The 20,908-nt window shown below is 67.6% G+C and carries 19 protein-coding genes; 8 read left to right on the forward strand and 11 right to left on the reverse strand.

What is annotated here, in order from left to right:
• Window positions 1–180: 180 nt before the first annotated feature.
• The gene (locus IU448_RS00510; protein WP_195053512.1) at window positions 181–441 is read left to right on the forward strand and encodes a hypothetical protein; all 261 of its coding nucleotides are present in this window, start codon (window positions 181–183) and stop codon (window positions 439–441) included.
• Window positions 442–563: 122 nt separating this feature from the next.
• Entirely contained in the window at window positions 564–1,430 is an 867-nt protein-coding gene (locus IU448_RS00515; RefSeq protein ID WP_195053513.1) for an alpha/beta fold hydrolase, read from the forward strand.
• Here IU448_RS00515 and IU448_RS00520 read toward each other — a convergent pair.
• Window positions 1,402–2,130: a Dabb family protein gene (locus tag IU448_RS00520; RefSeq protein WP_195053514.1), complete on the reverse strand. Its 729-nt coding sequence runs from the start codon at window positions 2,128–2,130 to the stop codon at window positions 1,402–1,404. The two genes, IU448_RS00515 and IU448_RS00520, sit on opposite strands and share 29 nt — an antisense overlap.
• Entirely contained in the window at window positions 2,123–2,470 is a 348-nt protein-coding gene (locus tag IU448_RS00525; protein ID WP_195053515.1) for a hypothetical protein, read from the reverse strand. The genes IU448_RS00520 and IU448_RS00525 overlap by 8 nt, the downstream gene beginning before the upstream one ends.
• Window positions 2,471–2,562: 92 nt before the next feature.
• Here IU448_RS00525 and IU448_RS00530 point away from each other — a divergent pair, with 92 nt between their 5' ends.
• Window positions 2,563–3,231: a PadR family transcriptional regulator gene (locus tag IU448_RS00530; protein WP_195053516.1), complete on the forward strand. Its 669-nt coding sequence runs from the start codon at window positions 2,563–2,565 to the stop codon at window positions 3,229–3,231.
• 19 nt (window positions 3,232–3,250) lie between these two features.
• Here the strand turns inward: IU448_RS00530 and IU448_RS00535 are convergent, their stop codons facing one another.
• Window positions 3,251–4,030 (reverse strand): IclR family transcriptional regulator, encoded by a 780-nt coding sequence (locus IU448_RS00535; protein WP_228811972.1) that lies wholly within the window; start codon window positions 4,028–4,030, stop codon window positions 3,251–3,253.
• Window positions 4,031–4,243: 213 nt separating this feature from the next.
• Between IU448_RS00535 and IU448_RS00540 the strand changes: the two genes are divergently transcribed.
• The gene (locus IU448_RS00540; RefSeq protein ID WP_195053517.1) at window positions 4,244–5,968 is read left to right on the forward strand and encodes a 3-ketosteroid-delta-1-dehydrogenase; all 1,725 of its coding nucleotides are present in this window, start codon (window positions 4,244–4,246) and stop codon (window positions 5,966–5,968) included.
• Between the two features lie 99 nt (window positions 5,969–6,067).
• Here the strand turns inward: IU448_RS00540 and IU448_RS00545 are convergent, their stop codons facing one another.
• From IU448_RS00545 to IU448_RS00555, 3 genes are all read right to left on the reverse strand, one after another.
• Complete coding sequence (locus tag IU448_RS00545; protein WP_195053518.1) at window positions 6,068–6,868, reverse strand: SDR family NAD(P)-dependent oxidoreductase; 801 nt, start codon at window positions 6,866–6,868, stop codon at window positions 6,068–6,070.
• 614 nt (window positions 6,869–7,482) lie between these two features.
• The gene (locus tag IU448_RS00550) at window positions 7,483–7,752 is read right to left on the reverse strand and encodes a ferredoxin (protein WP_195053519.1); all 270 of its coding nucleotides are present in this window, start codon (window positions 7,750–7,752) and stop codon (window positions 7,483–7,485) included.
• The gene (locus tag IU448_RS00555; protein WP_195053520.1) at window positions 7,749–8,897 is read right to left on the reverse strand and encodes a Rieske 2Fe-2S domain-containing protein; all 1,149 of its coding nucleotides are present in this window, start codon (window positions 8,895–8,897) and stop codon (window positions 7,749–7,751) included. Before IU448_RS00555 ends, IU448_RS00550 begins: the two co-directional genes overlap by 4 nt.
• Window positions 8,898–9,197: 300 nt before the next feature.
• Between IU448_RS00555 and IU448_RS00560 the strand changes: the two genes are divergently transcribed.
• Window positions 9,198–11,291 carry an FAD-binding protein gene (locus tag IU448_RS00560; protein ID WP_195053521.1) on the forward strand — a complete coding sequence of 698 codons (2,094 nt, stop codon included), beginning with the start codon at window positions 9,198–9,200 and terminating at the stop codon, window positions 11,289–11,291.
• A gap of 140 nt (window positions 11,292–11,431) precedes the next feature.
• Here IU448_RS00560 and IU448_RS00565 read toward each other — a convergent pair whose 3' ends face one another.
• The 5 genes from IU448_RS00565 to IU448_RS00585 all read right to left on the reverse strand — a co-directional run bounded on the left by IU448_RS00565 (window position 11,432) and on the right by IU448_RS00585 (window position 17,529).
• Window positions 11,432–12,655 (reverse strand): DegT/DnrJ/EryC1/StrS family aminotransferase, encoded by a 1,224-nt coding sequence (locus tag IU448_RS00565; RefSeq protein ID WP_195053522.1) that lies wholly within the window; start codon window positions 12,653–12,655, stop codon window positions 11,432–11,434.
• Between the two features lie 181 nt (window positions 12,656–12,836).
• Window positions 12,837–14,132 (reverse strand): LLM class flavin-dependent oxidoreductase, encoded by a 1,296-nt coding sequence (locus IU448_RS00570; RefSeq protein ID WP_195053523.1) that lies wholly within the window; start codon window positions 14,130–14,132, stop codon window positions 12,837–12,839.
• A gap of 88 nt (window positions 14,133–14,220) precedes the next feature.
• Window positions 14,221–15,114 (reverse strand): aldo/keto reductase, encoded by an 894-nt coding sequence (locus tag IU448_RS00575; RefSeq protein WP_195053524.1) that lies wholly within the window; start codon window positions 15,112–15,114, stop codon window positions 14,221–14,223.
• Window positions 15,111–15,833 (reverse strand): SDR family NAD(P)-dependent oxidoreductase, encoded by a 723-nt coding sequence (locus tag IU448_RS00580; RefSeq protein WP_195053525.1) that lies wholly within the window; start codon window positions 15,831–15,833, stop codon window positions 15,111–15,113. Before IU448_RS00580 ends, IU448_RS00575 begins: the two co-directional genes overlap by 4 nt.
• A 379-nt stretch (window positions 15,834–16,212) precedes the next feature.
• The gene (locus IU448_RS00585; RefSeq protein WP_195053526.1) at window positions 16,213–17,529 is read right to left on the reverse strand and encodes an MFS transporter; all 1,317 of its coding nucleotides are present in this window, start codon (window positions 17,527–17,529) and stop codon (window positions 16,213–16,215) included.
• A 521-nt stretch (window positions 17,530–18,050) separates the two neighbouring features.
• On the opposite strand from IU448_RS00585, the gene IU448_RS00590 reads away from it, so the two are divergent.
• From IU448_RS00590 to IU448_RS00600, 3 genes are all read left to right on the forward strand, one after another.
• The gene (locus IU448_RS00590; protein ID WP_195053527.1) at window positions 18,051–18,530 is read left to right on the forward strand and encodes a VOC family protein; all 480 of its coding nucleotides are present in this window, start codon (window positions 18,051–18,053) and stop codon (window positions 18,528–18,530) included.
• A gap of 271 nt (window positions 18,531–18,801) precedes the next feature.
• Window positions 18,802–19,548: an SDR family NAD(P)-dependent oxidoreductase gene (locus tag IU448_RS00595; RefSeq protein WP_195053528.1), complete on the forward strand. Its 747-nt coding sequence runs from the start codon at window positions 18,802–18,804 to the stop codon at window positions 19,546–19,548.
• Window positions 19,549–19,665: 117 nt separating this feature from the next.
• Complete coding sequence (locus tag IU448_RS00600) at window positions 19,666–20,523, forward strand: IclR family transcriptional regulator (protein WP_195053529.1); 858 nt, start codon at window positions 19,666–19,668, stop codon at window positions 20,521–20,523.
• The last annotated feature ends 385 nt before the right edge of the window (window positions 20,524–20,908 follow it).

A 20,908-nucleotide genomic window follows, 5' to 3' on the forward strand; every position in this document is an offset into this window, starting at 1 on the left:
GTGCGAGGAGCTACTTCGTCGCGTGGCCGGCACGCAACCTTGGAGGTGGTCGAGAAATATGGGGAGAACCGACATCACGCTCGAACTGCACCCCGATTCCCCATATGATCGTGCAGGCGGGCATGTCGCCGGGGCAGTCTTCTCGATGACAGGCGTCCGCAGCGCACGGGGGTTCGGCCGATGACGATGCGCCCGCTCGCCTGTGAAAGATGCGGTAACCGGGTACTGGTGGAAAAGTTCAGCCCGGTCCATACGGCAGTGCAATGGACCTCCGACGCCCGGGCATGCCCGGCGATCTCGGCCCACAACCACGGTATCGGCGAACGGGAACGCGAATGCGAGGCGCTGCATCGCAGTATCGACCGTGCCGTACGCGAACACGAACTGTCCGAGTCGCGTCTCGAGCTGCCCCGCGGCGAGGCGATACCGCGACTGCACTGACCACTCGGCCGGTGGCGCGCCGGCTGCCCGCGCTGCGGCGCCTTCCACCGTCCGGACACGCTGTGCCGCTCACCGGGAGTATGGGCCGACAGGCCCCGGTACCGGTGGCAGGCTCGGTACCTATGAGTACCCCAGTCGATACCCGAACCACTCCCGAATTGCGGGAACTGCCGACCGAGCACGGTGTGCTGCGCTACCGCGAGGCCGGTGACGGCCCGCCCCTGCTCCTGCTGCACGGGTCCGGTCCCGGCGTCACCGGGTGGCGTAACTTCGGCGGTAACTTCGCCACCTTCGCCGAGCACTATCGGACGCTGGTCCTCGAACTGCCCGGCTTCGGCGTCAGCGACGATTTCGGTGCGGTGCACCCGATGATGTCCGCCCAGCAGGCGGTCAATGCCTTCCTCGACGGGCTCGGGCTCGACCGGGTTCGCATCATCGGTAATTCGATGGGTGGTTTCGTGGCCACCGATTTCGCGCTCGCCGCACCCGACCGGGTCGAACGGCTGGTCACCATCGGCGGCATCGGTACGCCGGCGCTCAGCCCGCAGCCGGGGGAGGGGATCATCCGGCTCAGCGAATTCGTCGACAACCCCACCCGCGAGGCGCTCGTGGCGTGGCTGCGCTCGATGGTCTTCGACCAGGCCCTGGTCACCGAGGAGCTGATCGAGGAACGTTGGCAGCAGGCCACCGATCCGGCGACGCTCGAGAACTCGCGCCGGATGTACAGCAGTGCGGCGCTGGCCCGGATGGCGGCCGCGGCGCGCAGTGCCGACAGCACGCCGAACTGGGCGAAACTGGGTAGTCTCGCAGTGCCGACCCTGGTCACGTGGGGACGTGACGACAGGGTCAGCCCCGTCGATATGGCGTTGCTCCCGATGCGCACCCTCCGTAATGGAGAGGTGCACATCTTCCCCAACTGCGGCCACTGGGTGATGATCGAGCAGAAGGAAGCCTGGGAAGCTACCGTCCTGGCGTTCCTCCGCCGCTGACGCGGACGCTTTCCTCGATTGTCGGATCGAGGTCCGGCGCCGGGTCGATCACCGGCGCCGGGATCGCGCAGAAGCTGTGGCAGATACGGTCTTTGACGATCTGGTGCGGACTCTCCGGGTCGAACCACTGGTCCACGAGTGCCCAGTGCACGGGGTGGTTCATATAGGGCCCGAGCAGGCCGTCGACATCGGCGAATTCCTGTTCCCAGACATGCGTCCATTGCGAGGTCCCCGCGGCACGGTCGACGCGGCTGAGCTGCCATGCCCGGATCGCCGGGATATGGCGCGGCATCTGTAGCGTCGCGTGCTCGAACCGGGCGATTTCGACCGGTGTGGCGGCATCGTCGACGCGCAACAGCAGCGTGCGGTAGACCGTGGACGGTTCGGCGTTCTCGCGCCGGCCGGAGCGGCCGGCGCGGGTGTCGCCGCCGGGGTACTCGGCGGAATCGATATGGTCGACAGCCGGGCAGGTCATGGCCTCACCGATGGCGTCGCGGTGCGATAACCATTCGGATTTCGATGCGAACCGGAAATGGGCGAGCAGGTCGCCGCCGTTGCGCACGCCCGGCAGCGTCCGGGCGACCAGTGGACGCCGCACGCCCGCCGCTTCCGCCGCCGCACGCAGGCGTTTGACGGTCATCTCCGTGGTCATCGCATCACCGGGGTCGGCCAGGTGTAGCAGGCAGGTCACCTTATACATCGCACAGTCCTTCTACGTCCTCGGCGCGGCTCGCCATGGAACGGGTTCGTTCGACGATCATCGGCGCCATCGATTCCCACCAGCGGGCCGGTGCGGGGTCGTGCCGGGCACCGACCGCGGCCGCCCACCAGGCTCTCGGGCCCGGTACCGTCCAGGTGACGGTGACCGTGTTGGTTTCACCGTCGATCCAGGCCGGCGGGCTCACCAGAATCCGATCGAGCGTCAGCCCCCGTTCGCGCGCCTGCGGCGCATAACCGCTGAGATACGCGTCGACGAAGGCGCGTGCGCTACCGGGCGTGAGCACGATCCGATCGATGATGTAGATGGTGCGGTCGTCCATGTTCCGAACGTAAGCGCTACCGTCTGGGCCGGTGCCGGTATCTCCCGGTGGCCGGGAGGTCTGCCCCGGGCTGCCTTGTAGGCTGCACGATCATGGCCGCCGATCCCGATTCCTATCCCACTCTGCCCGCGACCAGTTGGGCCGTACTGGGCATGCTGTCGTTCGGTGAGGAACTGACCGGCAACGACCTGAAGAAATGGGCGGATTGGAGTATCGGCTTCTTCTATTGGAGCCCGTCGGTGAGTCAGGTCTACGGTGCCCTGGAAAAACTCGAGGATCTGGCGCTGGTGCGCTCCCGGGTGGTCGCCGACGAGGGGGTGCGTGGCCGGCGCCTGTACGGGATCACCGATATCGGGCTGCGCGCTCTGCGCAACTGGTCGCGTGATTCCGAGGTCGAGATGCCGGTGCTCAAACACGGTGTGATGCTTCGCCTCTACATGGGGCATCTGCACGATCCCGATCGGCTGAAAGAGATCGTCCGCAGGCATATCGCGAACCTGCGCGAGCGTGCCCAGCAGGCGCAGTCGCATGCCGATCACTCCGATCCCGAACCCGGCTGGGCTTTCACTCAGATGAGCCTGCGCTGGTCGCAGCGGTACTTCACGGCGGAAATCGAACTGGCCGAGCAGTTGCTCGACGATATCGACGAGGCGGCCGCCCGGTATCGCGAAGCGGCGGTACGGGACGACAACGATCTGCCGATACCGCGGCAGCCCGGTAGATGGCGCACGGTCGGCGAGGATCTCCCCAGCGGATCGTGACCGGCCGTGCGCCGGCCGGTCAGCCCTCGGCCAGGACGCTCGGCGCGGTGGGCAGCGAGCGCAAAATGTTGCGGCGCTGCAGAGTCGGTGTCACGCGCACTCCGGCACAGACGCTGCGCCAGATTGCGTGCGCGGTGAGCTGGACGGGGCTGATCATCCGGCTGTCGAAGGTCATCTTTGCCAGCGGCCCGCAGATGGACACTGCGGTGGTCGCCTCGCCGATCGGTCCGATCGGCGCGGCGATACAGCCGAAGCCCTGGATTGCGCTGTTGCGCTGGACGGCGTAGCCGAGTTCGCGGATCCGGGCGGCCTCCGCCCCTGCGCCGCCGTCGAAGGCCAGCAGTGCCTTGCCGAGCGCTGTCTGCGACGCCGGTAGCCGCCGGCCCACCCGGGTGGGTACGTGCGCGGCGAGCCGGCCGCCGATCTTGTCGAGGTAGACGACATCGTCACCGTCGAGAACGGCCAGATGCACGACCATGCCGGTCGCGCGGTAGAGGTGGTGCAGATGTTCGCCGGAGGCGGCGTGGACCCGGTCCTGGTGCACCGCGAGCGAACCGAGTTCGACCAACCGGATACCGAGACTGTAATTGCGGCCTTCGCGCCGCAGCCAGCGCAACTGGACCAGCCGGTCGAGCATCCGGTGCGCCGAGGAACGGGGCAGGCCGGTGCGGAGTACGACCTCCGCCAGGCCGAGGCTCTCGCGCCCGTCGAAGGCGTCCAGTACGAGCGAGATGCGGTCGAGGATGGCGCTGGGGGTCGCGGCCGTACCGGTGTGCATCTCCTGGGTGGTGATCGTCATGCTTGGCTCCCTTGCCTACCTGCGCCATCGCTCTGACATGGCTATTTCTATTAGGAATAGTGCCATAGACCCAGCGGTATGTGAAGCAGCTCACGAAGAGCGGAGGTCAGGCGCAGGTTCCCGCTCAATGGAAACGTCGACCGGAACACCGGCCCGCTCGGCCTACGTTTACCTCCACTTGTCGCCCCGATCTGAATGTGGAGCCCGGACCAGATGGTGAAGAAAATGCCCCCGCTCGTACCCGCCCACGACACGATCGTCGATCTGCTCGTCATCGGATCGGGCACCGGAATGTCGGCCGCGCTCACCGCGCACGAACTGGGACTGTCGGTGGTCATCGCCGAAAAGACCGCCTATGTCGGCGGTTCGACCGCGCGGTCGGGCGGCGCGTTCTGGATTCCGGGAAGCTCGGTCCTGCCCGAACCGCACGATCACGGCGTGGCGGAAGCCGCGACCTATCTGCGTGCGGTCGTCGGAGATTCGGCCCCGGCCGAACGCGGTACCGCCTTCCTCGACCACGGGGCCGAAACCGTCGCCATGCTGGAGCGGACGACGCCGATGCGGTTCTTCTGGGCCGAAGGCTATTCCGACTACCACCCCGAACAACCCGGCGGCCGGGCCGCGGGCCGGACCTGCGAATGCCGTCCGTTCAATGCCTCGGTGCTGGGTGAGCAGCGGCCCAGGCTGCGACCGGGCGTCATGGAGGCACCGATGCCGATGCCCGTGACAGGCGCGGACTACAAATGGATGAACCTGGTGGCGCGTAAGCCGCTGAAAGCGCTGCCGCGCATCATGCAGCGGGCGGCGCTGGGGATCGGTGGCATGCTCATCGGGCGCGAATACCTGGCGGGCGGGCAGGCGCTCGCGGCCGGCCTCTTCGCCGGTGTTCTGCGTGCGGGTGTGCCGGTGTGGACCGAGACGAGTCTGGTGCGGTTGCTGCACGAGGCGGGCCGGGTTTCGGGTGCCGTGCTGCGGCAGGGGGAACGTGAGGTCACCGTGCGGGCCCGTCGCGGTGTCGTGCTGGCGGCCGGCGGATTCGACCACGATCTCGACGCGCGGCGCAAATACCAGTTCCCGGCGCTGGATCCGAACACCAGCCTCGGCTCCGAAGGGAACACCGGGGATGCCATCGAAGCCGCGCAGGAACTCGGCGCCGGCACTGTCTCCATGGACCAGGCCTGGTGGTTCCCGGCCTTCGCGCCCCGGCCCGGTGGTGCGCCCGCCGTGATGCTCGCGGAACGTTCGCTGCCGGGATCGTTCGTCGTCGATCAGACCGGCCGGCGATTCATCAACGAAGCCACCGACTACATGACCTTCGGCCAGCGGGTGCTCGCCCGCGAACGGGACGGCGACCCGGTCACCGAGATGTGGCTGGTCTTCGACCAGCGCTACCGCAACAGCTACATCATGGCCGGGGGTATCTTCCCCCGCCAGCCGATACCCGAATCCTGGTACAAAGCGGGCATTGCGCACCGTGCCGACGACCCGGCCGCACTGGCCCAGGCCGTCGGCCTGCCGGTGGAGACATTCACCGGCACGTTCGCTCAGTTCAACGAATACGCCGAAGCAGGTTCGGATCCCGATTTCCAGCGCGGCGAAAGCGCATACGACCGCTACTACGGCGATCCCACGGTGCGTCCGAACCCGAATCTGGCCCCGCTGCGCAAGGGGCCGTACTACGCGGTGAAGATGGTCCTCAGCGACCTCGGCACCTGTGGCGGTGTCATCGCCGACGAGCACGCCCGGGTCCTGCGGGAGGACGGGAGTCTCATCGAAGGTCTGTACGCCATCGGCAATACGGCGGGTAACGCCTTCGGCTCCACCTACCCCGGCGCGGGCGCCACCATCGGCCAGGGGCTCGTCTACGGTTACATCGCCGCCCGGCACGCTGCCGCGAACGGGGCCGCCGAATCCGCGGCACCCGCCTCCGGCGAATAGGCAACCGGTCGAACCCGCCCGGCTGCCGGACGCGGCCTCAGCAGGTGGCCCGGATGCATGCTGCCTCCGGGCCACTCGTGAACAGGCTGGACCAGCGCGTCACATATGCGAGCCGCCGTCGACGCGGACCTCGGTTCCGGTGACGAAGTAGGCGTCCGGTGAACCCAGCATGGCCACCACCGACGCCACCGCGTCCGGTCCCGCGAAGATCGCGCCACCATCGAGTGGGAGAGCGGGAGAGGCTTTGGCGAACATCCCGAAGTCCACGTCCGCGGGCAGTCCGGGACCGATGCTCTGTTTGGCTTCGCCGGTGCCGTCGGTCATCCCCGACGAGATCGAACCGGGCTGAACGGAATTGAACCGGATCCCCTGTTTGCTGAACTCCAGGGCCAGGGCATGGGTCATCGCCTGGATACCGCCCTTGGACGCGGCATAGGCCGACATGTACGGGTGGGCGAAAGCCGCCGACGTCGAGCTGAAGTTCACCACGGCAGGGCCCACACCCGCACGCAACGCGGCGATCGATTCCCGGGTCACCAGAAAGGTCCCGATGAGATTGATGCGGACCACCTGTTCGAAGTCGGCGAGGGTGGTCTGCTCGAAATGCGCCGAACGGAGCACACCGGCCGCGTTGACGAGGGTGTCCAGACCACCGAGCCGCTGCACCGCCCCGGCGACACCCGCCCGCACCGACTCCTCGTCGGCGATATCCATCGTCACGGTGCTCAGTGCGGCGGAGTTCGCCTTCTCGGCGGTATCCCGCAGGCCGGCCTCGCTGATGTCCGCGGCGACCACCTGACCGCCTTCCGCCAAGATGCGCAATACGCAGGCCTGGCCGATACCCGACCCGCCACCGGTGATCAGTACCCGCCGGCCGGTGTACCGCTGAAGAACGCCCATATCGTTTGCTCCTGTACTCAGGGGCGGAACGCACTGACCGCGCCGCCCGGACAGCCGAGACTGGCACAGGTAACTTCACGTCCGAAAAGGTGATTCCGGTCAGCGGGCAGGTAACTCACCAGCACGGGCCCGGCCGGGTTCGTCACCGCCGGCCTTCTGTGTCACCGGCTGTCAGCGGCCGCCGTTACCGGCTGCGTTGTTGCCGAGCACGGTGTGTGTGCCGGACGACCTCGCGGGCGCGCTCGATCATAAGATCGCGGCCGGCGAAACGATGACCTGGCCCGCCCCGACCTGCGGTGCACCGCGCATCCGGCGCTGACAACCGGGATCCGGCGCTGACAACCGGGATCCGGCGCCGACAACCGGGATCCGGCGGCCGGATCACCGGCGATGAGCTCGGTGGCCGCCGGGCCGCGTTGGTGGCCCGGCGCAGCGTTCCGCGACCGGACAGGTACAGCCCCGGAAGCCGAGATGATATCGACGGTGCGGACTGCCCGGGGTGTCCGCCGAACGGCAGGAGTCGGCTTCACGCCGGGCCGAGTGGGGCGACCGGGGTCCGTCCGGCGATCCGGTGCTGTGCGGGGCGCGGCCGAGTGAGCGGCGCCCCGCACAGTTCAGTCGGCCGGATGCTCCACCACCGGCAGCTCGCCGGCGGTCGCGGCATCCCGGATGGTGTCCCGCAGCTGCGCACAGCCCGCCAGGGACGGCCCCGGCAGCGGCGCCGCGCCGAGTTCCCGGCACGTCGACAATGCCTCGGCGTTCCACTGCACGCTGGTCTGATGCCAGCTGCTCTTGCGCACCAGCAGTTCCGCTGCGCAGGCCCGGCAGCGCAGCGGCTGCATGGGCGTATCGAGCAGGCGGTTGTCGGTGCGGGCGGCGGTCATGTCGCCGAACCCGTCGCATCGGCCTGCCGGGCGAGATTCTCCTCGATCTCCCGATTCCAGGCTTCCAGCGGGCGGGTGGTATCGAGTTCGAATTCGAACCGGTCCACCATTTCCGGCCTGATATCGGCCTTGTCGACGTAGAACTGGTCGTACCAGCGCCGCAGCTGATAGACCGGCCCGTCCTCCTCGCACAGCAGCGGATTGTCGATCCGCGCCTTGTTCTTCCAGATCTCGACATCCTGCTCGAAGCCGAGTTTCACCCAGTCACCGAGCGCTATGGCGGTGCGCATCGCCTCGTCCTCGGGCAGTCCCGCGGATTTCTCGACGATGATGCCGTACTGCAGCACGAACGATTCGGAATCGATCGGATAATGGCAGTTGAGCAGTACGGTCCGTTGGTCACCCTGTTCGTAGTGGTAGGTGAGGTCGTCGATCATGAACGAGGGGCCGTAATATGAGGCCACCGACGAGGTGCCGAGCATTTTCGGCTGCCCCTCGGGCGCCGGGAAATCAGCCCGCGCACCGCTCTTGAAATACTGGGTGGCGATCGGACCCTCGAATACGTTTTTGAAATACGTCGGCAGCGACCCGTGGATATAGAAGAAATGGGCCATATCGACCACATTGTCGATGATCTCGCGGCAGTTCGTATTCACGACGGTGGTGTACCAATGCCAGTCGGTCCAGTTATCGCTGCCCGCCCCCTCGATCCGTGGAATCGAGACGTCCTCGGTCGGCGGTTTGCCCTCCGGGTCGTTCCAGACGAACAGCATGCCGTCCTGCTCGAGCGTGGTCCACGCCCGGGTACGGGCCAGCGGGGGAACCCGGCGTGCGTAAGGAATCTGCTTACAACGGCCGTCGCCGCCCCAGCGCCAATCGTGGAACGGGCACGCGACCTCGTCGCCCTTCACCTCGCCCTGGCTGAGATCGCCGCCCATATGCCGGCAATACGCGTCCAAAACGTTGAGCGCGCCGTCGGCGCCACGGAAGATCACGAGCTTGGTCCCGAAAGCCTGGATCGCGTGCGGTTTCCCGGCGGGAAAATCGCGGAGCAGGCCCAGGCAATGCCAGCCGCGGGCGAACCGCGTGGGCGCGGCCGCGGCTTCTATCCGGCGAACGTCCTGATCGGGTTGCGTCGTTGTCATAGCGACTCTCCTCGAGACAATGGTGCGGAAGCGGGCTGAGGACCGGTGAAACGGCGGCTTCCGCGGCACCTCGGTTGTAGCAACCCCGGAGACGGTGAACAGCGTCACATTTCACTCACTGGACGTTTCGTGCAGCGGATTATCTCGGTGAACGGAACGTGAGCCCGCCGCGCCCCTGTGTTCCTGCCACCATTCGCTCGGTCCGGAAACGAGCATCGACTGGTCACCGCCGCGCGGCGTAGGCGCGTCCACCTGCGCGGCAATGGTTCTCGTCGGGTGCGGTGAGAAAGGGTTATCCCCATGAGCTGGGTGGATTCGGCGGTCGAATGGGACGAACGATGCGAGGTCCTGGTCCTTGGGTCCGGCGGTGGCGGGCTGACCGGGGCCTACACGGCCGGGCGCGAAGGATTGCACGTGATCGTCGCCGAGGCCACGGACAGGTTCGGTGGCACCACGGCGTATTCCGGTGGCGGGATGTGGTTCCCGGGCAACCCGGTGCTGCGGCGCGCGGGCGACGACGATACGGCGGAAAACGCGCTGGAGTATTTCCGGGCAGTGGTCGGCGACCGGACTCCCGCGGAACTCCAGCGGGCTTTCGTGACCGGTGGCGCGCCGCTCGTGGAGTATCTCGAACAGGATCCGGCGCTGCGGTTCCAGGTGCTGCCCTGGCCCGACTACTTCGACAAAGCACCGCACGCGCGGCCCACCGGCCGCCACATCATCCCGGTGCCGCTGCCCGGTGACGCGCTGGGGGAGATGGCAGCGCAGGTGCGGGCACCGCTGGCCACCGATCGCCGTTCGGTTCCGGTACCGGAACAGCTGGAAGGCGGCCGCGCCCTGATCGGCCGGCTGCTGCTGGCATTGCGAGCCCTGCCGACCGTCGAGTTGCGCCGGCGGGCGGCCTGCCGGGAGCTGATCCGGCTGGACGGCCGGGTGGTGGGTGCATCGGTGTCCACCCCGCAGGGGCTTCGGCGGATCCGGGCCACGCACGGTGTGCTCGTCGCGGCCGGCGGCTTCGAGCGGAACAGCCGGATGCGCGCCACCTTCGGGGTACCGAACTTCGCCCGTGATTCGATGGCTCCCGCAGGTAACACGGGCGCGGCAATAGCAGCCGCGATGGGCGTCGGGGCCGGCGTGGACCTGATGAACGAGGCGTGGTGGGCGCCGGGCCTGACCCATCCCGACGGCAGCTCGACCTTCTCCATGTGGTTCACCGGCGGCATCCTGGTCGACAACGAGGGCCGCCGGTTCACCAACGAATCCGCGCCCTACGACCGGGTCGGGCGCGATGTCCTCGCGGCCATGGATTCGGGCCGGATCGAACTTCCCTACTGGATGATCTACAGCGGCACCCCGGATCTCGCTCCGCCGGTGCTGTTCACCGGTATACCGCTGGACGATCACGACGCCTACCGCGAAGCGAGGTTGTGGCACCGCGCCGACACACTCGCCGAGCTCGCCGGGCTCATCGGTGTCCCGGCGCAGACGCTGACCGAAACCGTGCAGCGTTTCAACGCCGCAGTGGACGCGGGTTCGGACCCGGATTTCGACCGGGGCGGCGAAGCCTACGACCGGTCGGTACCGGGCACCCCGAACCCGTTGGTGCGCATCGACGGCGGCCCCTATTGCGCCGCCGCGTTCGGCCTGTCGGACCTCGGCACCAAGGGCGGCCTGCGCACCGATACCGCGGCCCGCGTCCTGGACGCCACGGGTGCGGTCATCCCCGGTTTGTACGCCACGGGTAACTCGATGGCGGCCGTGAGCGGCAATACCTATCCGGGCGGCGGAAACCCGATCGGCGCCTCGATGGTGTTCGCGCATCTGGCCGCACTGGATATGGCGGCCGTGACCCGGGTATCGGCTGCACCCGCCGTGCCGCGGTCCGAACCCACGCCCGGCGAGTTCAAATCAGCGTTGAGCCGGTTCTGTTCCGGGGTGACCATCGTGACGGCGATCGGGGAAGACGGCCCGGTCGGATTCAGCTGCCAGTCGTTCTCGGCGCTGTCACTGCAACCCCCGTACGTCAGTTTCTGTCCGGCGCTGACCTCGACTTCCTGGCCCCGGATCCGAGCGGCCGGCCGGTTCTGTGTGAACGTGCTCGCCGCCGACCAGGACGAGGTCTGCCGTGCCTTCGCCCGCAGCGGGACCGACAAGTTCGCCGGCGTCACATGGGCACCCGCTGGTAACGGAGCCCCGGCCCTGACCGGGTCGCTGGTATCACTGGAATGCACGCTCGAGCAGGAGCTATCCGGTGGCGACCACACCATCGTGATCGCGCGGGTCACCGCCGTCGGGCCGATCCGGGAAGCCGCCCCGCTGCTGTTCTACCGGTCGTCGTTCCGCGAACTGGCAGAACAACCGGTGGCCGCCGGGTCGAACGGCGCGGTTACCTGACGCGGTGGCCGACCGGTCCGTGTCTGCCGGGCGGTATATCTCCCCGACGGCCGGCAGCGTGGTTCGACCGGCCTGATGGTCTCGACCGAGCCGGGCCCGGGAGCTGCGGAATCTCCCGGGCCCGGCGGACGTAGTCGGGTTCAGTCCTGGGCGGGTGCGTAGTTGCGGGCGAACTCGTGGACGGTGGCGACGACGTGGTCGAGTTCTTCGGCGGTCATGCCGTGGCTCATCCCCAGGGACATACCGCGTTCGAAAACTTCGTCGGCGTTGGGCAGGCCGCCCTCGGGCACCCGGTATTCGACCCCGCGCATCATCGGATGCCGGGTGACATTGCCGCTCCAGACGGTGCGGGTATCGATGCCCGCCGCCTCCAGGTGGCCTTGCAGATCGGCCCGGGCGAATCCGGCGTCTTCGCGGATGGTGACCGGGTAGCACAGCCAGGCGGTGTGGAAGTCGGGGTGCTGGCGGGGCAGCCGGAACAGGGACGGGTAGGCGCCGAAAGCGCCGTTGAACGCCTCGAAGATCTCGGCGCGGCGCTGATAGTTCTTGTCGAGTTTCGACAGCTGAACCAGGCCGAATGCCGCACCGAGCTCGGAGGGCTCGAAATTCCAGGGCAGCACGTCGAAGATGAAGTCGTTGTCGTAGGCGACGCCGTCGAGATCCTCGCGGAACACCCGCCCGGTGCGAGCGGCCTCCGACCCGAACAGGTGCGGTTCGGAGCGCCGGCCCCAGCGGCGCAGCATCAGTCCCTTGTCGCGGAGCTTTTCGTCGTCGACGCAGACCATGCCGCCGTTGCCCGCGCAGGTGATGATGTGCGACATGGCGAAGCTGGTGACGGTGATATCGGAGCGGCTGCCGGTTTTGGTTCCCCGCAGGGTGGTGCCGATGCAGTCGCAGGAGTCCTCGATGACCTTCAGGCCGTGGCGGTCGGCGATATCGCGGATGGCATCCCAGTCGGGCGCGTTACCGGCCAGGTTCGGCAGTAGGATCGCCTTGGTCTTATCGGTGATCAGCGCCTCGATGGCGGCGGGATCGGCGTTGTAGGTGTCGGGTTCGACGTCGACGAACACCGGGATCCAGCCGCCGCGGACGATGGGGGAGACGTCGGTGGAGAAGGTCAGCGGTGAGGTGATGACCTCCGAACCCTTGGGCAGGTCGAGCAGTTCGAGGGCGAGGTAGAGCGCCGACGAGCCCGAATTGCACATCAGTCCGAGTTTCTTGCCGTACAGGTCGGCGACCCGGCGTTCCATCTCGGCAACATTCTTGCCGATCTTGAGCGCGTACGGCCCGCCCCGTAGAACCTCGAGGCAGGCGTTGATCTCGGCTTCGTCGTGGACACTGCGGGCATAGATGACTCTGGTCACGTGAGATCTCCTTGTAGTGGAATCGGACATAGAAAGGTCGCCTGCTCGGGCGTCGTGCCGGCTACGGTGCCTGGGCAGGCGTTCCGGCGGGGGATTTCGCCGGGCCCGGATCCGGCCCCGTGATGGCCGTCGCTGTTCCGCGGCCGTGCGAACGCGATGGTGTGGTGCACCGGGGCGGACGTCATCCGTCGGCGAGGTGGTCGCGCAGGGTGCTGCCCCGGTATTTCTTTCGCAGCAGGCCGCGATCCTGCAACCGGGGCACGACCTCGTCCACGAAATCATCGAGCCCGAGCGGCAGGTCGGCGGGCAGCACGATGAATCCGTCGGCGGCCCCGGCCTCGAACCAGCGCTGCAGGTCGTCGGCGACCGTATCGGGCGAACCGACGAGCGTACGGTGACCGATGCTGAGACCCACCCGCTGGGCGAGCTGGCGAACGGTCAGCTTTTCCCGCAGGGCGACCTCGGTCAGCAGGGTCGGCCGGCCCACACTCGCATTGCTGGGCAAGCGATCCCGTAGATCCGGGAACGGTTCGTCGAGGTCGAACCGGGACAGATCGATCCCGCCGAAGGTCTGGTTCAGGAATTTCAGGGTGGTCTGCTCGCTGATCAGCGACCCCAGTTCGAGCGCCAGATCGCGGGCCTGGGCGTCGGTGCGGCCGATGATCGGGGTGACACCCGGCAGCACTTTGACCGCCGAGCGTTCCCGGCCCGTGGCTACCGCGAGATCGCGCATACCGTCGGCGAATTCGATCGCCGACTCGATGGAATGCTGGGTCGCGAACACGAGATCCGCCACGCGGGCACCGAGTTTCATCCCGGTCGGCGACGAGCCCGCCTGCGCGAGCGGGAGCAGTCCTTGCGGGGAACGCGGAATGGTGAGCGGGCCCGCCACATCGAAATACTGCCCGTGGTGGTCGATGCGATGGAGTTTCGACCGGTCGGTCCAGATACCGGCCTCCCGATCGGCGACTATCGCATCCGGTTCCCAGCCTTCCCAGAGCGCCCGGACGACGTCGACGAATTCCTCGCCGCGCACATAACGGTCCGCGTGTTCGGGTAGTCCGGTCGAACCGTAGTTCTCGGCGGCCGCCGGAATCGCGGTGGTCACCACATTCCAGCCCGCGCGGCCGTTACTGAGATGATCGAGTGTCGCGAACTGCCGGGCGACTGTGAACGGATCGTTGTAGGTGGTCGAACTGGTGCCGATCAACCCGATGCGGTCGGTGAGCACCGACAGCGCGGAGAGGATCGGAATCGGATCGGGACGATCGGTGGCGTCGGTCTCGATCGCGGTCGACAGATTCAGTGCGTCCGCGATGAAGAATGCGTCGAAACAGCCGCGTTCGGCGGCCCGGGCGAGATGCGCCCAGTGGTCGACGGTGTGCATTCGTTCCGGGGTGGTGCGGGGCGAGCGCCAGACCGACTGGCCGACGCCGACTCCTTGTGCGAACACTGCCAGATGCATGAGTCTGCTCATGGGATCGGTCTCCTTTCTGCGATGACGGCCCGCCGGCGGAATTGCGGCGCCATATGGTCGCGCTATCGACTCGTCTGCTCGGCCTCGGTCAGGGCCCGGTTTCCGCCGGTGCGTCGAGCCGGGCGAGTTCCTCGTGGGTCAGCGTCAGGGACGCGGCCGCTACGGAATCGCGAACCGATTCGGGGCGTGAGGCGCCGGGGATCGGGATGACGGCCGGAGACCGATGCAGTTGCCAGGCGAGCGCGACCTGATGGATGCTCACACCGCGAGCGCGGGCGATCTCGGCAAAGGGCGACCCGCCGGCCCCGAGGCTCTTGGCCTGCCGCATCCCGCCGAACGGCCCCCACGACAGGAACGTGAGCCCGCGTTCCTCGCAGGCGCGAATCTCGCGCTCCGCCGTTCGCGCGGCCGGTGAGTATTCGTTCTGCACGGATACCAGCGCATCGCCCAGGATGGATCTGGCAATGTCGATCCGGGCGATATCGACGTTGGAGATCCCTACGCGGGCGATGAGACCTTCGTCGTGCAGCGCCCGCAGAGCGTACATCGACTCCTCGTAGGGCAGCTGGGGATCGGGTCGGTGGTGGTGGTACAGCGGTAGCGGATCGAGCCCGAGTCGCTGAATCGACGCCGTGCACGCGCGCCGCAGATGCGCGTAGCTGCCGTTCGTCCACCACGTATCGGTTTCCGGGAAACGGAGGTGGCCGCCTTTCGTGGCCACGATGATGTCGTCCGCGGACCCGGGCCAGGAACGGAGCGCGTCCATGAGCGCCAGTTCGTTGACGCCGTCCCCGGCGCCGGCCGGTCCGTAGACGTCCGCGGTGTCGAACAGCCGCACGCCGGCGTCGAGGGCGGCATGGACCGTTCGGCGCCCGCGGTCGGGGTCGTAACCCGCGACCTGCGTGATCGTCATGGCGCCGAAACCGATGGCCGGTACCACGATATCGCCGAGTTTCCGCAGCGGCAGCGAGATATCGCTCATTTTCCGACCGTCGTCCAGCCGCCGTCGACCGGGAGGCAGACGCCGGTCACGAATGCGGCGTCGAGTGCGAGATATTCGATGGACCGGGCCATCTCGTCCGGGCTGCACAGCCGGCCCAGCGGTGTCCGGGCCTCCGTGGCGGAGATGTCGTAGCCGTTGTCGATCATGTCCTGCACCATCGGTGTGCGGGTATGGCCGGGCGCGACGCTGGTGACGCGGATCAGGGGCGCCCACTCCACGGCGAGGTTGGCGGTGAGCTGGCGTACCGCGGCTTTGGCAGTGCCGTAATCGGCTTGCCGGTGCCAGCCGCCGTACGCGGTGGTCGACGAGATCGTGACGATCGAACCGTTCGCACCGGCGTCCAGCAGTGGCCGCGCGAACGCGGAAGCCACGAGGAATGTCCCCAGGACGTGGATATCGAACAGGCGACGGAGATGTTCGGGGTCGAGTTCCAGGGCCGGGACGAAGGCGCCGCGGATTCCGTGGCTGGTCACCAGCACATCGGGAGCCGGTGACTGTGCGGATGCCTGTGCGAGCGCCGACTCGACCGCGCTGCGATCGGTCACATCGACCCGGTAGTAGTCGACTCCCGCGCGGGCGGATGCCGGCTCGCCGAGATCGAAGACGCTCACCCGCAGGCCCCGGTCCAGGAATCGTTCGACGACCGCGGCGCCTATACCGCTTGCTCCGCCGGTGACGACGGCATGGTGTTCGACCACGATTTCGACTCCTAACGTGGAACAGCTCCGCCCGGGGTCTCCGGGTGCGCTGTCGAGGGATTCAGTTCGATACGGTGCTGCGGAAGGTACGGGCTGTTGTGCGGCAATGGTCGGGATACGCGCTGAGCGATCGGCTTGCGGGGCGCCGTGCCGCCCCGGGCAGCGGGGCGATCCGCGTGACTGCTGGACGAATCGAACGTATTTCCGATTGTGCTGGGCGGCAACCGACCCTTCCACGAGGCGGAACACCCATGGCGTAGAACCGCATACCGCACACGGATTCTCCGCGCGCTCCGGATGAACTCACGCCGGTCGCCCGGACGGGAACGTTTATGGCGGCCACCGGGCGGTTCGCTGCGATGGCCGCCGGTCCCGGGTTTCAGCGGGCGGGCACAGCGACCGCCTGACGCAGATCCTGGCCGCTGGTCTCCCGGATGCGGTAGACGGCGATGATGGTGACCAATCCACAGCCCATGGCGAGGATGATCAGCGGGACGCTGGTCGGCCCGCCCGCCAGCAGCGTGCTCGCGATGAGCGGTGTGAACCCACCACCGATCAGCGCCGCCAACTGGTAGCCCATGGACGCGCCGGTGTAGCGCACAGAGGTACCGAACATTTCCGACAGCAGTGCGCCCAACGGTGCGAACATCGCCGATTGGATCAACTGCCCCAGCATCATGGCCGCGATCAGCAGCGGTACCGAACCGCTGTCGACCAGTGCGTACACCGGCCACGCCAGTACTACGATGGCAACCGCACCGGTCAGCACCACGGGCCGGCGGCCGACCCGGTCCGACAGCGCGGAGAACAACGGAATGGCGATGAGCGCGGTGCTCGATACGAACAGCAGACCGGTGACGGCACTGGATCGTTCGTAGCCGATCGACGTCGCGTAGCTGATCATGTACGTACTGATCAGCGCGGTGAGCGCGAACGGGCCGATACCGACACCGCACGCCAGCAGCAGGTTTCCGGGCCGGCGCAGCACCGACAGAATCGGTATCTGCGGTGTGGACACCGTATCCTCCGCGGCACGGAACACCGGGCTCTCGGTGACGCCGATCCGGGTATACAGACCGGCCGCCAGCAGCACGATGCTGGCCAGGAAGGGAATTCGCCAGCCCCACGACAGCAGGTCGTCCTCGGGAAGCATGGCCACCACGGCCACGACCGCGGTGGAGAGCAACGAGCCGATGGGGGAGCCCATCTGCATGACGCCGTTCCAGAAACCGCGTCTGGCCGGTTCGGCGTGCTCGGTCACCATGAGCGTGGCCCCGCCCCATTCGCCGCCGATCGCGACGCCCTGGACGACGCGCAGCAGCACGAGCAGCAGGGGCGCGATGACCCCGACTGCCTGATAGGTGGGCAGTACGCCGATGAGGAAGCTTGCCACGCCCATCATCGCCATGGTCAGGACGAGCATCTTCTTACGGCCGATGCGGTCGCCGAAATGCCCGAATACGATGCCACCGATCGGCCGGGCCACATACCCGGCGGCCAAGGTGCCGAAGGCGGCGATCGTGCCCAGTGCCGGATCCGAATCCGGAAAGAACACGGTATTGAACACCAGTGCGGTCATGGTGCTGTAGAGCAGGAAATCGTAGTACTCGATAGCGGTACCGAGCAGGCTGGAGGCCGCGACCCTGCGTAACTGCGCGGGGTCGGGAACGGATTCCGGACCGGGTGCCGAACTCATGGAAGGTCCTTCCTCGGAAGTGAACAGGACCTCATCGTGAACGGCCAATTCCCGGTCGGCCGCGTTCTTTCCTGGTCAGTGGAATCCGTGCCCGGCCGGGTACGGAACCGGGTGTCCCCGGCAGTGTTCCGGTGGTTGAAATTCTCCGGTTTCCCCTGCGGCGGCCGGACATACCGTTGTCGGTGCGGCCCCGGCCGCACGGTCACCCGGCCGGCGCGGGGAGCATCGATTTCCCTGTGCTGTGCAAGCGGCGGGGCGGCCGCGCCGAGAAACTTCCATTCGGTCCTGCTGCGGTCGCGAGTGGCTTACGCCCCATCACCGCCGGCGGGTCAGGAGAACAGCGGGGCAACGATGTAGTGGAACGGTTCCGTCCGTTGGTGTCCTATGCGTCCACGGACACGCTCACCGAGGTTGCGGGCGGCTGACGCCTGACCCCGGTGGAGTTGCGCAGGCGGGGTAGTGACCAGGGGCGGCGCATCCGCCGGCAGCATGCACCCGATCGACGAAGGCAGGTACCGATCATGTTCTACGACTTGGCCCAGCTTCATCACGTCGGGTTCGTGGTCGACGATCTCGAGACATCGGCCACCGCCCTGCGGAAGCTGTACGGGTTGGATATCGTGCTCTTCCCGGAGGCGCAGTACCCCTGTCTGATCGACGGCGCGCGGTACGACACGGTGCAGCGCATGGGCTTGTCTGCGGGTCCGCCGTTCGTGGAACTGATTCGCACCGTGCCGGGTTCGCCGGTGTGGCAGCCGCGTGCGGGTATCCATCATCTGGGGTTCGTGGTCGACGATCTGGTCGCCGCCTCAGCGGATCTGGCCGGGCGCGGCGCGCCGCTGTGGATGACCGGTGGTCACGAGCAAGTGTCCTCGGCCGGCGCTGTCTACCACCGGGATCCGCTGGGCCAGGTGATCGAATTGCTGAGCCGGGCGACAGCGGAGCGTCTCGCCGCTCGGCGGGCTTCCGCGTTGCCGTGCGGTCGGCACCGTTCGCGGTAGTCCCGTACACCGATACAACACATTGACTCGCCACTTTCGCGACGTGGCGAGCCTCCTTGTCCGGGGCTCGGAATCGATCGGCGGGCGGCACCGAATGGCCGCCGCGGCCGATATGCGCGGCCGTCGATAGGTGCGTCGATTCCTGTCGGCAGTCGCGACCGCTCGTCGAGACGGGATGGCCATACTTTCCGCTCACCGGAACCCCACGGTGCCGGGAGGTCCCGGTGGTTTCACACTCGGCCAGGTCTGCTCGAACGGAAGGAATCGCCGGATGCCGGAAAACACACACGATCTGCTCGACCTCAGTGCGAAGGTCGTCCTCATCACCGGGGCCGCCCACGGTCAGGGCGCAGCGCATGCCCGGCAGTTGTCGGCGCTGGGAGCGGCGGTGGTGCTCGCCGATCTCGACAGGGAAGCATTGATGCGGACCTCGGCGGAGTTGAGTGGACCGCACCTGTCGGTCGAATTGGATGTCCGTCACGCCCGGGCGTGGCAGGCCGCCGTGGATGCGGCCGTGGCCCGATTCGGCCGGGTCGATGTGCTGGTGAACAATGCCGGAGTGCTGCGGAAGGCGTCGCTGGCTGAGTTGGCCGAGGCCGATCTGCGGTTCGTCCTGGATATCGATCTGATCGGTTCGGTACTCGGTATGCAGGCGGTACTGCCCGCTATGGGCGCCGGCGGCTCGATCATCAATATCGCCTCCACGGCCGCACTGACCGGATACGCGGAGGCGCCGGCGTATGCCGCGGCGAAGTGGGGGTTGCGGGGTGTGACCCGTTCGGTGGCGAAAGAACTGGGGGAGCGCGGGATCCGGGTGAACACGATATGTCCGGGCGCGATCGACACGGCCATGGTGTCGGAGGAGACCCGCAGTGGCCGGGGCGCGGTGCAGCGGTGGCCCATCGCCCGGGTGGGGCGTCCGGAGGAAGTTTCCGCGCTGGTCGCCTATCTGGCCAGTGATGCCAGTAGTTACTGCACGGGACAGGACTTCGTCGTCGACGGCGGGCAAACGGCGTAGCCCGCCGTTTCGGCGGCTGTGTGAACTGCTTTACATCTACGACACGCTGTGGTTACACTCACATCTGTCATATTCTGACACGTAGACAGAAGCTGACTGAGTCAGCTGGAGGTGTGCATGGCAACGGCGCGAACCGGTGAAACCCCCACCGCGATGATCGACCGGGTGGCGTCGATTCTCGAATCATTCGTCGGGCACCGGCCGCTGACATTGGCCGAGGTGGCGCGCGGCTCGGGACTGCCCAGGTCCTCGGCGCATCGCATCCTGCAACGTCTCGTCGAGCTCGGGTGGGTCGAACGCAACGAGTTCAAATACGCACTGGGACACCGGATGTTCGAACTGGGCACGCACTTCACCCGGCAGCGCAGCGTGCACCGCGCGGCGCTGCCGGTGATGACCGAACTGCATCGCCGAACCGGCCTGACCGCCCATCTGAGCATGCTGACCGGTGGCGAGATCCTGCATCTCGAACGAGTCGGCGTCTGGCCGGGGAATGCCGGCGAATGGAGTGTGGGCGCGCGGCAGCCCGTCGTACGTACCGCCGCGGGCCGGGCGTTGCTCGCGGCCATCCGGAGAGACGAATGGCCCGAGATCGTCTTCGGCCCCGCACCCACCTGCTACACCGTGCATTCGGCCGGTCAACTCGACCGCGATCTGGCCCGGACCCGGGACCGTGGCGGGGTGGCGGTGGACGCGCAAGGCTGTGCGCTGGGAGTGACGGTGGTGGCGGCACCGATCGCCACCGGAGAAGGCGGGCATTTCGCGCTCTCCCTGTGCGGTCCCACGACATCCATTCGTACCGAGGCGGTGATCGCCGATATCCGGCGTGCTGCGGCCGCCGTATGGCGCCAGGCTTCCGGAATACCGCCGCTGCGGGTCCGCCCCTGGGAAGACCGGCCCTCGGCGTCCTTCGCGCGAACGACGCGGGCCGTCGGTGCGCCCTGGTCGCCGGATACCGCGCCCTTGGTCGGATGAGCCGCGAATCGGCGTGATCCGCTCTGCGCCGGGTAGACCAATGAGCGGACCCGGCTCGACGATTCGATCGCAGTGCGGCCCGGCGCCCCGGCCGCCTCCGGTGCCCTGAGGCCGGAGTCAGCGGTGCGGCGGCCGGGTTCGTCGGGGTCGAGACGCCGGTGCCACGGCGGTGACCGGCCCTTCGAGTGGTCGACGAGCGCTCTGCCGCCGAGTAGGTCTTCGAGTGCCGGTTCCGGCACGCTCGGCCCCCTGGGGGTACGCCGGTGTCGTCGATGATCCATCCGGGACTGCCCGAACGGAAGATCGACGGCCCGAGCCTGTGGGGGCCGGGGCCGGGCTGCCGGTGGCTACCGCGCCGTGTCGACCGGTCAACGCGTCCTGGGGC

This window comes from Nocardia flavorosea, from assembly GCF_015477805.1.
Taxonomy (GTDB): domain Bacteria; phylum Actinomycetota; class Actinomycetes; order Mycobacteriales; family Mycobacteriaceae; genus Nocardia; species Nocardia flavorosea_A.

Bases quoted from the DNA above. Each gene is read 5' to 3' on its own strand.
- IU448_RS00510 (WP_195053512.1), top strand. From the start codon at position 181: ATGACGATGCGCCCGCTCGCCTGTGAAAGATGCGGTAACCGGGTACTG.
- IU448_RS00515 (WP_195053513.1), top strand. From the start codon at position 564: ATGAGTACCCCAGTCGATACCCGAACCACTCCCGAATTGCGGGAACTG.
- IU448_RS00520 (WP_195053514.1), bottom strand. From the start codon at position 2,130: ATGTATAAGGTGACCTGCCTGCTACACCTGGCCGACCCCGGTGATGCG.
- IU448_RS00525 (WP_195053515.1), bottom strand. From the start codon at position 2,470: ATGGACGACCGCACCATCTACATCATCGATCGGATCGTGCTCACGCCC.
- IU448_RS00530 (WP_195053516.1), top strand. From the start codon at position 2,563: ATGGCCGCCGATCCCGATTCCTATCCCACTCTGCCCGCGACCAGTTGG.
- IU448_RS00535 (WP_228811972.1), bottom strand. From the start codon at position 4,030: ATGACGATCACCACCCAGGAGATGCACACCGGTACGGCCGCGACCCCC.
- IU448_RS00540 (WP_195053517.1), top strand. From the start codon at position 4,244: ATGGTGAAGAAAATGCCCCCGCTCGTACCCGCCCACGACACGATCGTC.
- IU448_RS00545 (WP_195053518.1), bottom strand. From the start codon at position 6,868: ATGGGCGTTCTTCAGCGGTACACCGGCCGGCGGGTACTGATCACCGGT.
- IU448_RS00550 (WP_195053519.1), bottom strand. From the start codon at position 7,752: ATGACCGCCGCCCGCACCGACAACCGCCTGCTCGATACGCCCATGCAG.
- IU448_RS00555 (WP_195053520.1), bottom strand. From the start codon at position 8,897: ATGACAACGACGCAACCCGATCAGGACGTTCGCCGGATAGAAGCCGCG.
- IU448_RS00560 (WP_195053521.1), top strand. From the start codon at position 9,198: ATGAGCTGGGTGGATTCGGCGGTCGAATGGGACGAACGATGCGAGGTC.
- IU448_RS00570 (WP_195053523.1), bottom strand. From the start codon at position 14,132: ATGAGCAGACTCATGCATCTGGCAGTGTTCGCACAAGGAGTCGGCGTC.
- IU448_RS00575 (WP_195053524.1), bottom strand. From the start codon at position 15,114: ATGAGCGATATCTCGCTGCCGCTGCGGAAACTCGGCGATATCGTGGTA.
- IU448_RS00585 (WP_195053526.1), bottom strand. From the start codon at position 17,529: ATGAGTTCGGCACCCGGTCCGGAATCCGTTCCCGACCCCGCGCAGTTA.
- IU448_RS00590 (WP_195053527.1), top strand. From the start codon at position 18,051: ATGTTCTACGACTTGGCCCAGCTTCATCACGTCGGGTTCGTGGTCGAC.
- IU448_RS00595 (WP_195053528.1), top strand. From the start codon at position 18,802: ATGCCGGAAAACACACACGATCTGCTCGACCTCAGTGCGAAGGTCGTC.
- IU448_RS00600 (WP_195053529.1), top strand. From the start codon at position 19,666: ATGGCAACGGCGCGAACCGGTGAAACCCCCACCGCGATGATCGACCGG.